Source organism: Candidatus Pelagisphaera phototrophica, from assembly GCF_014529625.1.
Classification (GTDB): Bacteria; Verrucomicrobiota; Verrucomicrobiia; order Opitutales; family Opitutaceae; genus Pelagisphaera; species Pelagisphaera phototrophica.
In genome coordinates this window covers 3484977-3498884 of sequence record NZ_CP076039.1, presented here as the reverse complement: position 1 = coordinate 3498884, position 13908 = coordinate 3484977, and the positions used below count along the sequence as shown (strand labels likewise).

At 49.7% G+C, this 13908-nt stretch carries 10 protein-coding genes; 3 read left to right on the top strand and 7 right to left on the bottom strand.

What is annotated here, in order from left to right; genetic code table 11:
• Window positions 1-125: 125 nt before the first annotated feature.
• From GA004_RS15035 to GA004_RS15015, 5 genes are all read right to left on the bottom strand, one after another.
• Window positions 126-560 (bottom strand): NUDIX domain-containing protein, encoded by a 435-nt coding sequence (locus GA004_RS15035; RefSeq protein WP_283394698.1) that lies wholly within the window; start codon window positions 558-560, stop codon window positions 126-128.
• 153 nt (window positions 561-713) lie between these two features.
• A complete protein-coding gene (locus GA004_RS15030) occupies window positions 714-2489 on the bottom strand; it encodes an arylsulfatase (protein ID WP_283394697.1) in 1776 nt (591 codons plus the stop codon).
• Window positions 2464-5307 (bottom strand): [protein-PII] uridylyltransferase, encoded by a 2844-nt coding sequence (glnD, locus tag GA004_RS15025; RefSeq protein WP_343218808.1) that lies wholly within the window; start codon window positions 5305-5307, stop codon window positions 2464-2466. Before glnD ends, GA004_RS15030 begins: the two co-directional genes overlap by 26 nt.
• A gap of 128 nt (window positions 5308-5435) precedes the next feature.
• Window positions 5436-5816: a DciA family protein gene (locus GA004_RS15020; RefSeq protein WP_283394695.1), complete on the bottom strand. Its 381-nt coding sequence runs from the start codon at window positions 5814-5816 to the stop codon at window positions 5436-5438.
• Between the two features lie 56 nt (window positions 5817-5872).
• Window positions 5873-6901 (bottom strand): MDR family NADPH-dependent oxidoreductase, encoded by a 1029-nt coding sequence (locus GA004_RS15015; RefSeq protein WP_283394694.1) that lies wholly within the window; start codon window positions 6899-6901, stop codon window positions 5873-5875.
• A 120-nt stretch (window positions 6902-7021) separates the two neighbouring features.
• Between GA004_RS15015 and GA004_RS15010 the strand changes: the two genes are divergently transcribed.
• The 3 genes from GA004_RS15010 (at window position 7022) to GA004_RS15000 (ending at window position 10838) form a co-directional block, all read left to right on the top strand.
• Complete coding sequence (locus GA004_RS15010) at window positions 7022-7591, top strand: GNAT family N-acetyltransferase (RefSeq protein WP_283394693.1); 570 nt, start codon at window positions 7022-7024, stop codon at window positions 7589-7591.
• A gap of 111 nt (window positions 7592-7702) precedes the next feature.
• A complete protein-coding gene (locus tag GA004_RS15005) occupies window positions 7703-9763 on the top strand; it encodes a M3 family metallopeptidase (RefSeq protein WP_283394692.1) in 2061 nt (686 codons plus the stop codon).
• A gap of 343 nt (window positions 9764-10106) precedes the next feature.
• Window positions 10107-10838 (top strand): zinc metallopeptidase, encoded by a 732-nt coding sequence (locus GA004_RS15000; RefSeq protein ID WP_283394691.1) that lies wholly within the window; start codon window positions 10107-10109, stop codon window positions 10836-10838.
• Window positions 10839-10869: 31 nt separating this feature from the next.
• Here the strand turns inward: GA004_RS15000 and GA004_RS14995 are convergent, their stop codons facing one another.
• A complete protein-coding gene (locus GA004_RS14995) occupies window positions 10870-11721 on the bottom strand; it encodes an N-acetylglucosamine kinase (protein ID WP_283394690.1) in 852 nt (283 codons plus the stop codon).
• 151 nt (window positions 11722-11872) lie between these two features.
• Window positions 11873-13897 (bottom strand): (E)-4-hydroxy-3-methylbut-2-enyl-diphosphate synthase, encoded by a 2025-nt coding sequence (ispG, locus tag GA004_RS14990; protein ID WP_283394689.1) that lies wholly within the window; start codon window positions 13895-13897, stop codon window positions 11873-11875.
• Between the last annotated feature and the right edge of the window lie 11 nt (window positions 13898-13908).

Here is a 13908-nt window from a genome sequence, read left to right as displayed (position 1 = left end):
TTAGGCGATAAGGAATTGTTCCCTTGTTCAGCGGGGATTCTCTAATTTCTACCCAATCTCTCCAAAATTGTATTCGAGAGAACTTTCGTACCAACAATTGTTGGCGTTACTCCAACCGAAAGTAATTAGTCCAACTTCAAAAGTAAATCGTTCAGAGTGGCCCGCAGTCTCTTGGGCGCGATTCGATATTGTTCCAGTTTTTCGATGCTCAGCCAGCGTACACCGGTTTGATTAGAATCTGGAATAGGACCCATTCTCGCCTTGTATCCATCTTTAATGAAACACCGAAAAATGTACTCAATTTTGTGAGTGATCCGTTCCTGTTTACTTTTTGGCTGGATCCTCCGCTCGCTTGTCCAAATCAGTTCCTCGATATCGATGGTAGCGCCCGTTTCCTCGAAAACCTCCCTCGCAAGCGATCTATGTAGCGTTTCTTCGGCTTTCTGCGTACCACCAGGGAGTGTATAATATTTCTGGCTACACTCAGGCGATTTTTTGACTACAAGAATACTGTTATCCCTTATGATTAAAGCCTTAGTTGATATTTTCAGATTCTCCAATGGATTGGGTCAGTGTATCCGTTCTCCAAATCGAATCCAATTTGGCAAATAATATCTATTGAAGTGTGACAACAATTGGCTAATTATCAGTTTTTTAGCTAGTTTTGGGGTAATCTGAGGAGTTTCATCTTTGGGAACTCCAATTTTTTAATCTCAGTCCAGTTGGATGAGGTCAATCGAGTGGACGTCGATGGCGGTGTCGCCAGGGATCTGGGTTGCTTTCAACGCCAGGGTGGCTCGTCCCTCGCTCAAAGAAATTGTTCCGAGGCTGATCGCCTTAAATTCTTTAACAAAGTAGTGGGATTGGGCCATACGCTCGATCGACTTGTCGTAAAGAGGAGGATCGAAGGCTTCGAGGATATTCGTTTGAGTCGCTCCTCCGTTGGTCGAGGAGAGTTGAATGGTCGAACCTTCGTTTCCAGATACGCAAGTGTAGTGGAGTATGGCTTCATACTCCTTGGATTTCCCTATCTCGACAGTCCATGTGATTGAATCGTCAGTACGCTTCCAATGGGTAAAAAAAGAATTGTTCGGGGCTTTCGAGCTGCGTTTAATTTCACCGTGGGGAGTACCGTCACGAGCGGGTAGAGTCGTTGATTTCGCATAGCCGACTGTAAATGGGCGGTCTCGGTACTTATCGAACTCCGATTGCATATCCTTCAAGTGCTGTCGGGACTGGGAGGAAAGTTCCTTGACGATTTCCGGATACTTGTCCGCTACGTTTCGCCGTTGCCCTCTATCCGCCTCGATGTCGAACAACTGCCCATTGTTGTCTAACCGGAAGCGCTGCGATCGAACGCTCACCTGATTGTTCTTAATCGAGAAAATGGGTCGCGGCTCCCATTGCCTTGCCTCACCCAAAAGCAGTGGGCGAATGCTTCGTCCGTCGAGGGGGTACTTTGAGATAGCGGGGATGCTTGCAAGTTCAGCCAAAGTAGGGAGCAGGTCGATAGCCCCAGAGATTTCTTCGATCGACTCTCCCGCAGGGATTTCATTGGGCCAGCGAATAAAAAAAGGTGAACGCACACCTCCTTCGTCGATGGCTCCTTTTCGGCCTTTCATGTCACCATTCCATCGCAATGAGTTGGGACCGTTGTCAGAGAAGAAGATTACGATGGTGTTGTTGTCGATTTCCAGTTCTCCCAGTTTTGCCAAGATCCTACCCACATTCCAATCGATGTTCTCGCACATGGCCAGGGCGGCGCGGGTCATCATAAGATCCTCCTCTTCGGGATCACGGTTGCGCATTTCCGGGTCTGCGTCCCGAAATTTTCCGTAGAACCGGTCCGATATCACCATGGGGGAGTGGGGCGTGTTGTAAGGAACGTAGCAGAAGAATGGGGATTCCTTATTCGTTTCGATAAACTCGATGGCCTTACTGGTAAAGTCGTCGACAACGTAGCCTTTCCCCCGGACTCTTTGGCCATTATGGTCGAGGGGCGGACTGAAATAGTAGCCCCAGTGTCCCGAAGTGAATCCGTAATACTGGTCGAATCCGCGATTGATTGGGTGATATGGGGGCTGGGTGCCGTTGTGCCATTTGCCAAAGGCTCCTGTGGCGTAACCGGCTTTCTTGAACACATCGGCAATGGTGGTTTCGTCGTAGTTTAGGCGCCCCTGTCCAGTAGAGACACCGCTTACTCCTGTCCTAGGGTAGTAACGACCGGTAAGGAACTCAGCCCTAGTTGGTGCGCAGACTTGGCAGACGTAGAAATTCTCCAGTGTGATCCCCTCATCTGCCAACCGGTCAATATTTGGAGTATCCAAATTCTTGTTTCCATTGATACTAAGGTCGCCCCAACCTTGGTCATCGGTCATAATGACGACGATATTGGGTGGGCGGGCCTCTATCGATGCACTGCAGATCAGAATACAAATATAGATTAAGATTCCAACGGGAGACTTATTGGGTGCTGGTGGATGCTTCATTTTCTGCGGGCTGTCGCTCAGTTGCAATAACACCGAGGACTTTCTCTTTCAGAGCGTTTAGCTCATCCTCATCTGGAGTTCTTTCAGACCCAATTGGTTCCAAGTAGAAAGTGTCTACTGCCATTTCACGCTCTGTATTGATTCGGGCAAACACAATTGTGAACCCCTGTTCGAAAACGCATTTAGATATCGCATACAGCAGTCCAAGACTGTCGGACGTTTGGACCTCTAGAATGATTCTTTCGAGATCCTGATCGTTGTAGGCTGAAACATGGGTGGGAAAGGCTTCGGCAAGAGGATTTTCAATCTTGTGCAGAATGTTCTTCGTCAATCTATTGAAGATGCTGTGGAGGACAGGGTGTAAATCCGTCCCTCTGATAAGGGCATCTTTGACGCACTCCTCGAATATCATTGTCGCATCGCCTTCGGTACGCATCTTCGTGTGATTCTCAACCACTAGAAAAGTGTCGATCGCTATATTGTCTTTGCGAGAGGCGGCCTTTACCCGTAAAATGCTGTAGCCGGCCACGTTTAGAGCTCCCGCGAGCTTGTGGAAGAGGCCCGGTCGGTCCCAAGTTATGACATTGATGACCAATAGGTGTTCTTTGGAATCCTCTTTGAGGTTGATTACGGGAGCGAGTGATTCAAGGGATTCCGCTTGCGTGAGTTCCCGAAATAGCCGATTGATCATCGCAATGTGTAGCATGATCTCTTTGGGTTCAGTAATGAGAAAATACCGATCAGGCAGTTTGTCGAAATGGGCCGATATCTCTTCATCGGGAATTCCCTCAATTCCGACTTTGAGAATCGCTTGCCGCACCGATTTCTTGTGCAGCTTATAGCTTTCCTCGATTTTGCCATCCGCTTTCAGTGAGGCCATCGCCCCATTGAAGAGAGTCGCGTGCAGACTGTCTTTGTATTGATTCCAAAGTCCTTTTGCCGTTCCACGTGCATCGCAAAACGTATGGATAAAAAGGAGACGTAGATTTTCGCTCGTTTCCATTTGGTCGGCAAAAACGCGGGCTGTATCGGGATCATCGATATCGTGGCGTTGCCAGAAACGCGCCATTTGCAAGTGGTTCTTGATGACGAATCGAATGATGACGCACTGTTCCTCGGCGATTCCCATTCGCTCGAGTATCGGTTCCGCGATTTCCAGCCCAATCTCCGCATGTCCCTTTATCGATTTGCCTTTCCCGATGTCGTGGAGAAAGAGAATCAGGTAGAGAAGGTTTGGAAATCGAAGCTCACTAATTTCTTTGCGATACCGCTCGTAAATCGGATCGGAGTGAGTGTATGCATAGTCGAATTCCCGGATAGTGTGAAGCGTGTGCTCATCGGCGGTAAAGCGATGGTAGTACTCGTGCTGAACGAGGCAGGTAAGCCGGTCCCATTCCGGCACAAACTTTCCCAGAACGCGGTGTTCATGCATGAGCGAGAGAATTTTGTAGACCTTTCCGCTCTCCTGCAAAATGGCGAGAAAACTGGAGTTCGCCCTATCTGAACATCTGACATTGTCGTCGATTAGGTTCAGGGAGTCTCGTATCACGGAGCTCAATTCGAAATCGAGTTCTAGTTCGTGCTTTTGAGCAATTCGGAAAACCCGCAGAAGCCTTACGGGATCCTCCTTAAAAACCTCCTTGTCCTCGAAGCTAATTTCGCGACCGCGGAGAATGAAGCCGTCCTCCCGCTTTACGCGCTCTTTTCTCCGGGCATTGAGAAAGCTCTTCATTGACTTCAGGGGGTTGATTCCAGTATCTGCTTCTGAATTCAACGACAAGCGATTCTCAACCGTTTTCGACAGTCGATGAATGTTGGCTGCGTGACGGTAGTAGTCCCTCATGAACAGCTCGACGCGGGCCAGGAGATTCCGTTCCCGATAGCCGAGCCGATAGGCCACTTTGGGTTGTGTCTCGAGCGACAGGAGATCGGTAGGGCGCTTGCTTCGGAAGTGGAGTTCGTTGCGTACTCGAAGGAGAAAATCGTAGGCCGTCTTGAATTCTGACAATTCGCTCTTTCTCAGGTAATTTTGCTCCCCAAGCCCTTCAACCTTGGTGACATTCAGACGGACCTTCGCCATCCACAAAGTATTGTGGTAGCAGCGCAGCCCTCCGACGCCGCTTTTGATGTCCGGTTCTTGAACGAAAACGGAATCCCCATTTCTGCTACGACGTTCGCGTTGATCGACCAGGCGTTGTCTAATGTAGGCTTTGGGATCCTCTTTGCGGTAAAACAGGTTGTAGGAGCTCTCAAACCCCGCGAAGAGTGTTTGAGAACCATAAATGAGTCTGGATTCCAAGAGCGCCGTCTTGGTTTGGATGTCTTTGCGAGCCTCGGCAAACGCGTCGTCGACGGTACGGGATGAATGGCCCACTTTAAGACCTAGGTCCCAGAGGACATAGAGAATTCTTTGCACGATAAACTCTTGGGCGGATTTTAGCGTGCTGGCGCTGGTTTTACTGGGATAGAGGAACATGAGGTCCACATCACTCAAGGGACATAGCTCTGAGCGTCCGTAGCCGCCAATTGCTACGACTGAAATTGCCAGTTGGCTCTCTTCGTTTGACCGAGCTTTAAACTCCGCGAAGGCCGTTTTAGAGAGGGCTTGAATCATTGAATCGACGATGGCGGTGAGCGACCGAACGACTTCCCGCCCCGGGGCTCCCTCTCGATGGAGATTCTTTACGGACTCCGTTTCCTTCTCGTAAAATTCGCGGCACGCTTTGAGCTTCGCCTCATCGCTGGTATTCCCGTTGAAGGAGAGACCTTTTTCGGCATGTGAGCGAATGCGCTTTAAGAGTAACTGTGGATTTGCCATGAAGGAGGTTCCTTTATCCAAAAACCTATCCTGGAATTGCTTGCGAGTGAAATCGCGTTTAGCGAGGATTCGCTGAGTGATCGCTAGGATACTGATCCGAGTTTAGCATGGTAGACTCCTTTGGAACTCTAGCCTGAACGAAAGACGAGGTAGCGGATCTGGTCTCCGTATTTCAGCGACTTCAGGTTTTTGAGAATGATCGCTTGATTAAATTGAAGTTCTTGGCGTATAATAGGATTGGATACTGCAATCACAAGGGTCTTTTCCCGCTCAATTCGAACGGGGTTGCAGTGCCCCGCGTTTTCCAGCCCGACGATCTTGGTCCACTTCTCGCGGATCTGGTCTTCCAGAGAGTCGATTCCAATCTTGTAGCGAGTTAGGATATTGTCGAAAACCGAGCCCATGTCGACGGTTTCACGAACGATGGGACTATAGTTTTCCGGGACGCCCCGCAAGTTGGCGATAAGGTTTTCAGCCTGTCGGGAAAATTTGTACGGCTTGTTCGCCATGTCCTAATCTTAGATAGCTCTGTGCCTATTGGTGTCGAGGGGAATGTGGCCTTGGTCTATGGTTCGATTGAATCGGTAGATTTCGACTTTCCCATATGGAAAACCACTTTGCCGGTTTTGCCGGGTCGAAGCGAATGTTCGAGAGCTGCTTTCCAATCCTTGAGGGAATAAGTGGCCTCGATGTCCGTGCGTATGTTCCCTGCGTCCATTTTCTGAGCGATCTCCGAATGCATTCCCTCGATTGTGGCTCGACTCGCATTTCGATACCATTCGCTTACCCAGAACCCTCTTAGTGACAAGTCATTGAATATCAGGTAGCGGGTGGGGAAAGTCGCCGGTTGTCGGTCCATTCCTCCATACGTTACGAGGGTGGCTTTGTTTGAAAGGCATTTGCAGATCGTGAGGGAGCTTTTTCCGCCCACTGCATTTAGGCCCAGCTTAACTTTTGAAGACTCGGTCTGGCTCTGGATTCGCTTTGCCGCCTCCTTGTCGTCCTTTAGGACGAGAGTCGCTCCTAGATTTCGAAGCCCCTCTGCGGTATCAGGATCGCGCACAATATTCGCTGTTTTGACCCCCAATTGGGAAGCAAACTGGATCACAAGTTTACCCACGGCAGAGGTTGCTGCATTCTGGACTATCCAGTCACCGGGCTCGAGTGTTGCGAAGTCGTGCATCATTCTCCAGGCGGTCGCGGGATTGACCCAGAACATTGAGGCTTGGAGATCGTCGAGTGTCTCAGGGGCCGGGTAGACTTGGTCTTCGCTAGCGAGGGCATAGGTTTGCCAGGAACTGGGTTTTCCTGCAAACAGGACCCGTGCACCGGCTGAAAAGGCACCGTCATTGCTTCCGGTTTCGACCACTTCCCCCACGCCCTCGATTCCTCCTGTTCCTGGTAAATTTGAAAGCTTGCCATAAGTGCCATTAATTCTTCCGAAGTCGGCAGGATTGATAGGGACGGCCAATATTTTTAGCGTCACAAATCCCGGTTTTGGAGGATCGAGGGCAATTGTCTCGTGTGAAAGTGTTTCGAATGGATCTCCGAATTTGTGGTATCGTAGCGCTTCGGCGGATCTTGGTGGTTGCACGGCTTCGGATAAAGGCGGGTTAAGGTTTGGGTTTCAATATTACTTTGCTTTGTATACTGGTATTAGGCAATAGTCGTACGTGGGAGAAGATTGGTTCCTTGAATGGAATGGGCCAGAAAAATGAGAGTTTATGTTCGTGAACCCAGAGCTGCCGACGCGGAAGCATTTATCGAAAAGAACCGAGAGAGTCTTTCGCTGCACCGCCCTTGGGTCTATCCGATGACAACTCAAGCTGGGTATGAGGCTTACCTAGACAGGCTCGGAGAGGATCGCTACGAAGGGTATTTCGTTTGCCGGAAGCGTGACGACGAAATTGTCGGAGCTGTGAATTTCAGTGAAATTATTCGTGGAGCAATGAACGGAGCGTTCGTCGGCTACTGGGGGTATCAGGGCTGCACTGGGAGGGGCTACTTGACCGAAGGACTGGCTTTGGGTTTCGACCAGGCATTCGGGTCTTTGGGGCTGCATCGGCTAGAGATCAATATCCAGCCTACGAATACGAATTCAATCGCGTTAGCCCGTCGTCTTGGTTTGAGAAAAGAAGGGGTTTCGCCCAAATACTTGAACATCGGAGGCGAGTGGCGGGACCACGAGCGTTGGGCAGTATTGGCGGATGAATGGGCTGAAAAAGGAGGCTCGCTTTGGGTTCGGAGCCGTAAATATATCGAAAGATCTAAGCAAGAGATCTGAGAACGCGGTCGCGTGTTTTACTAAAGAAGCAGGCGCGAGGTAGAAAAATCCCGCAATTTTTAAAAACAACCTTGTTGATCCGGTGTCGATAGGGATTCATTGGGAAAGACTATGGGGAACGAAAAAGGACTTCTAAATGCTGCCAAGCTCATCGATTGGGATGAATTAACACCCGACCGGATAGAGTCAGAGATCGAGTCCGCCCTGGAATTGGCAAAAGCGGAGGTTGAGGCCATCTGCCTTGTTGAATCGGACGAAGCGACCTTTGAAAACACCTTCATGGCCTTGGAAAACGCGGGACAGATGTTGTCGAGAGCTTGGGGGCGCGTAGATCATATGACGTCCGTTAAGGATTCCAAAGAGCTTCGCGAAGCCTATAACAAGATGCTTCCCAGTGTGACCGAATTTAATAGCGGAATTCCCTTAAACCCTCGCTTGTGGAATGCTATCAAAGGGTTTTTGGAAAAGCCGGAAGCGAAGGAATTAGCGGGGATCCAGAAGCGATTTTTCGACGAGACGACCGCTGACTTCGTGCAGGCGGGATCGGACTTGGATAAGGCGAGTAAAGGCCGATTAGAGGAGATCAACAAGGAGTTGGCGCAGAAGACGCAGAAGTTCTCCGAAAACGTACTCGACGCAACCAACGCGTTTGAGCTCCTTGTAGAAGATGAAGCAAGATTGGCTGGACTGCCGGAATCCGCAAGACAGGCAGCCTCGCAAAGTGCCCAGTCCAAGAAACTTGGATCGGAAGAGAAACCGGTTTGGCGGTTTACGCTGCATGCTCCTTCATTACTTCCGATTCTAAAGTTCGCAGACGACGAGAGTTTACGTAAGGAGATCCAAGAGGCCTCCTCGCAAATCGGGCTTAAAGAGCCCCACGATAATACTGATCTTATTAGAGATATCCTGAAATTGAGGGCAGAGAAAGCCTCTCTAATCGGCAAAGACAATTTTGCGGACAGCACGCTACAGCGTCGGATGGCCAAGACGGGATCTCGAGCCCTTCAATTTGTAGAGGATCTTCACAAAAAGGCCAAAGCAGCCTTTGATCAAGAGATCGATGAACTGGAGAGCTTCGTAGCCCAGAAAACGGGTGAGCCCAAAGATCGTCTGGAGCCTTGGAATACGACCTACTGGGCAGAGAAACTCCGTCAGCAAAAATACGACTTTGACGAAGAATCGTTGCGGCCTTACTTCCCGATCGATAAAGTGCTCAGCGGAATGTTCGAAATTGCTGAGAGGCTTTTTGCGGTTAAGATTAGAGACCACAAGGGAGCAAACGGATGGCACAAAGAGGTGAAAGTTTACGATCTGCGTGACGATTCGGGGGAGTTGCTCGGCTACTTCTACGCTGATTGGCATCCTCGTGAAGAAAAGCGAGGCGGAGCCTGGATGAATTTTCTTGATACAGGATTGCCAAGTAATGGGGAAAAATCTAGGGAGCCACACGTTGGATTGATTTGCGGTAACATGACTGCTCCGATTGGTGACCGGCCCGCGTTGCTCACTCACGATGAAGTCGAAACCGTTTTTCACGAATTCGGGCATCTGCTTCACCACCTGCTGGGAAACATAGAAATCAAATCGCTTTCAGGAGTGAACGTAGCTTGGGACTTTGTAGAGCTTCCATCCCAAATCATGGAAAACTGGTGCTGGAACCGTGAAAGCCTCGATCTTTTCGCACGACACCATGAGACGGGTTTAGCTATTCCAGATGAGTTGTTCGATAAAATGGTCGCCGCCCGTAATTTTAATTCAGGCATTATGACGATGCGCCAATTGTCACTCGGTAAAATGGATTTGGAAATGCACTTGCATCCAGAAAATTATTACGAGGGCGATCTTGATGGGAAAATCAGGCAGGAGATTGATTCCTATTCCATTCCTCTGAAAACGCAACCTCCGACGCTCGTGCGCCGATTTAGTCACTTATTCTCAAGCCCCGTTGGTTATGCTGCAGGCTACTATTCTTACAAATGGGCCGAAGTGCTCGATGCGGACGCGTTTACTCGGTTCGAAAAAGAAGGTGTATTCAACCGCGAAACCGGCGGATCCTTTCGGGAAAACATTTTGTCAAAGGGAAATTCACGCGATCCGATGGAGCTTTTTAAAGGCTTTATGGGTCGGGAACCTGAGCCGGAGGCGTTGCTGAAACGTTGCGGACTCGCCTAGGACTGCCTTCCCCATCCACACTCTTTCGCGATCCACTTTGAAAACAGGTCTTCAACGTTTTGGCAATCGGTCAGAAAATGGGGTCTTCACTTCTCCTTGGGCTATCCATTTTGAAATTTCTGCTACTTTGCTATAGAGGCTTCGGCTGCAGGACTGGCGCTTTCTGTTTGTTTGTCACGGGCTGTCTCCTTCTTAGACGCTTCTCTGACTGGCTAGATTACGAATTCAATGGGTCTAAGGCGTACATTTTCAATGAGTTAGTAAAAATCGTCTCGGACGATACTCTTTGCTGGAACTTGGAATGCTCTTTGCTTTCTGTGGAAGGATGGAGATTAGAAATTTTATGAGCATAGACACCTTAGCAATTTATCCCGGAGGAGGAGGCTCGATTATGGGCTACCTCATTTTCATCGTCCCCACATTCATTTTGGCTATGTGGGCGCAATCCAAGGTGTCCTCAACTTACAACAAGTACGCTAGGGTGCCTTCTCGTGGCCGAATCACAGGAGCCGAAGCCGCGGCAGCGGTAATGAGAAACGCCGGAATATCGGATGTTAAGATCATTCAAGTTCGGGGGCACTTAACGGATCATTACGACCCAATTGGCAAAAAGCTGGCTCTGAGTGAGGAGAACTATAACGGTTCGAGTTTGGCGGCTTTAGGAGTGGCTGCCCATGAAGCGGGCCACGCGGTTCAGCACAAGATTGGCTATGGGGCATTGAAAGCTCGAATGGCCTTAGTGCCTATTACGAACATTGCCTCGAGCGTGCTGCCTTTCGTTATGATTGGCTCGTTTTTCATCATCGGTGGGGCGTTCAGCCTTACCCTTCTCAAACTCGGCATTCTATGTTATGTGGTTCTTACTTTGTTTCAGCTGATTACTTTGCCGGTCGAGTATGACGCTAGTGCGAGAGCCAAGAAGGAGTTGGTTGCCTTGGGTATCCTCGGAAATGATGAAATGGTCGGAGTGGAAAAGACGCTCAATGCGGCGGCGTTGACCTATGTCGCTGCGTTTGTAAGCTCTCTCAGCTACTTAATCTACCTACTAAGCATGTTAGGGGGCAGCAGAGATTAGTAATAGTCGCTCTTTTGCAGGTCAATCGATGCTAGAATTCAGCTTTCGAATTTCGCAGGGCAAAAACCGCTGCGGCCTCTACAGGGGCCATGCGAGGGGCGTGGATTTTTGCTTGCGGAAATAGAGCGGTTATTTTCTCCACGATCAACATGCGGTAGAGCGTTTCGGAGCCTCCGAGGCCACCGGTAATCACAATCGAAAAATCTTCATCTAGCCCTGACTGGGCACGAATTTTGGCTATTAGCTGAATGAGGGAGTCGGTATTTATATCTATGATTCTGCGAGCTTGCAAATTCCCTTCGTGGGAAAGACTGATAACGGATTGGGCAATATTTGAGATCTCATCGCGTGAATCCGAGGTGGCCTCGACAATCCCTGCATTGATGGCATCCATCCCGACTCCGTATCCACTTCCTGGTTCGTAACCGTTGGGAAGTCGATTGCTAGCTGAATGGAATTCCCCTGTATCGCCTTTGGCGATGCCGGCCGCCCCAGTTCCCGCGATAAGGCAGATTCCCGGCAGATCGCCTAAAGCTGCCTCGTAGGCTATGGAAAGATCGTGATCGATCTTCAAGACTCCGTTGCATGCCCATTGAAATCGAGAGAGTGACTTTGCCAGCTCGGCCTGTTCTTCGCTGTTTCGAATTCCGGCGACCCCGCAGAATACCGATCGAATTTCAGTCACGTTAGCATTAAGTGATTCCAGCGTATGAGAAACTGCTTCATTAATTCGATCTCCCGCGTGCAAGAAACCTATATTGTGAGGGTTGCAGCCGGAAACGGTGTATGACTCCAAGGGGCGCGCTTGGGCATCAATCGCGAGTGCGCGCGTATGTGAGCCCCCGCCATCGATGCCAATAAATGCCTGTGAGGACAGTTCCATGGAGAATCAGGGAAATCTGAATGATTGCGAGAGACGTGCGTAACGCAATTTCAATTCTTTCCGGTGGAGCAGCCAATCTTTGTCCGAACAGTTCTCAAATGCGATTCTGCATCGAATGAATCTTTGTAAACCCGGATTGAGCCCGCGCAAGTCAACTTGCGACCGGTTCCGGATCGACCCATTTATTATGCTTTTTGATCAGCTTGATTAGACGGTCGTCTGCTTCGGATTGAGGTATGTTGTACTGGACGCATTGCTTCCCTACGTAGAGATTAATCTTTGCCGGCGCTCCACCCACATAGCCAAAGTCCGCGTCTGCCATTTCCCCAGGGCCATTTACGATACAGCCCATGATCGCAATTTTGACTCCTTTCAGGTGCCCGGTTTTTTCTCTAATACGTTGAGTGGTAGACTGCAGATCAAAGAGGGTTCGGCCACAGCTAGGGCAGGCGACAAATTCCGTTTTCGAGATTCGGGCGCCCGCGCCTTGTAGTACGTTGTAGGCAAGTTTTGTAGATCGAACGAAATCTTTTTCAGACTCTATACTTATGATATCGCCGATTCCGTCACACAGGAGGCTTCCGGTGAGGTTGCTCGCATCTAGGAGTCGGTCCAGAAAGGAAGGAGAATTAAATTTCGATTGAGCCTGATTTCGGATCCAAACAGGTGAGGCGTTGCGCCAATGCTTCAATCGTTCCGCAAGCTGCCGATACAATCCTACGTGATGGCTTGGCCTCTCAGCGACTAGGTTCGATCTTAACGTAACAATTAGATTGTCGGCCGACTCTGAAAAGATTCCGTCGACCGAGTTTGGACTCAGCCCGGCGATTGGAATCGCTCCATAATCGTAACAGACTCGCACGAACCGCTTGTATTCGTCAAAGGCACTGTCTTCGAAATCCCGAACCAAAGCGAGTGGTATGCCGGATTGGGGAAGAGATCTGGAGAGTGACCCAAGCTCGATCTCGCAAGAGACTTCAACAACCAAGAGCTGGATCTGGTCTCCGATCGATTTGAGGACTGTTTCAAGGTTAACGATTTCGTCCACGCTGCTAATTTTGAAACACAGACCTTCGATTGGCGTGTCCGCCAGCAAGGGGGCTTCCTTATTGATGAAGGACTCCAGTTGATCAATCTCGGAGAGGGGAATTGTGCTGTAGGTGAACACGGTGGGTGGCGCTTCAGGACCCACTTTTAAGTCCTTTCCCAATGTGAATGCGTTCGTGTGGCGCCTTTTGTAATGATAGGGGTCGATAGAATCGGGTTCTTGGGAATCGATATTACCGTTGACCCAATGGTCCATTGCTTTTCTGGCTATGGCTTCCGCTACTGGAATCTCGAAGACAGGGTCTTCAGTTAGTGAAACGCGAATAGTATCGCCCAGTCCATCTGTAAGTAAGCTACCAATACCTATCGTGCTTTTGATGCGTCCATCCTCACCGTCACCTGCTTCAGTGACCCCGAGATGTAATGGGTAATCCATTTTTTCAGCATTCATACGGTCGACGAGCAGACGGTAGGCTTCGATCATCACCTTTGGGTTGCTCGATTTCATGGAAAGGATCATGTCGTAGAACCCGTGAGTTTCGCCGATTTGTAGAAACTCGAGCGCGGATTCGACCATTCCAAGAGGGGTGTCCCCGTATCGATTCATGATGCGGTCGGAAAGAGAACCATGGTTGGTTCCTATGCGCAATGATCTACCCAGTTGCTTTGCCCTGATTACTAGCGGTGAAAAACCCTCGTGGAGACGGTCGAGTTCCTCGTTGTATTGGCTGTCTGAATATTCCCTAACCGCGAACTTCTTGTTGTCCGCATAATTACCGGGGTTCACTCGTACTTTCTCAACGTGCTCAATGGCCTCCATCGCTGCTGAAGGAAGGAAATGAATATCGGCCACGAGGGGATTGCTGAATCCGGCGGCCCGAAATTGGGTGTGGATGTCTTTTAGGGCTCGAGCCGCACTCTTGTTGGGGGCTGTTATGCGGATGATCTCGCATCCCGCTTCGGCGAGATCAATAGCCTGCTTAACAGTAGCCTCGACGTCCTGAGTGTTTGTCGTCGTCATCGACTGAACTCGGACGGGATTGATTCCCCCAACTCCGATCTCTCCGACAGATACTTCGCGACTGGGTCGTCGGATCGTAGCGAATCGAGACGAGCAATAGGAACTCATTGAATACAATG

Coding starts and splice junctions, on each gene's coding strand:
- GA004_RS15000 (WP_283394691.1), top strand. CDS start 10,107: ATGAGCATAGACACCTTAGCAATTTATCCCGGAGGAGGAGGCTCGATT.
- GA004_RS15020 (WP_283394695.1), bottom strand. CDS start 5,816: ATGGCGAACAAGCCGTACAAATTTTCCCGACAGGCTGAAAACCTTATC.
- GA004_RS15010 (WP_283394693.1), top strand. CDS start 7,022: ATGAGAGTTTATGTTCGTGAACCCAGAGCTGCCGACGCGGAAGCATTT.
- GA004_RS15030 (WP_283394697.1), bottom strand. CDS start 2,489: ATGAAGCATCCACCAGCACCCAATAAGTCTCCCGTTGGAATCTTAATC.
- ispG (WP_283394689.1), bottom strand. CDS start 13,897: ATGAGTTCCTATTGCTCGTCTCGATTCGCTACGATCCGACGACCCAGT.
- GA004_RS14995 (WP_283394690.1), bottom strand. CDS start 11,721: ATGGAACTGTCCTCACAGGCATTTATTGGCATCGATGGCGGGGGCTCA.
- glnD (WP_343218808.1), bottom strand. CDS start 5,307: ATGGCAAATCCACAGTTACTCTTAAAGCGCATTCGCTCACATGCCGAA.
- GA004_RS15005 (WP_283394692.1), top strand. CDS start 7,703: ATGGGGAACGAAAAAGGACTTCTAAATGCTGCCAAGCTCATCGATTGG.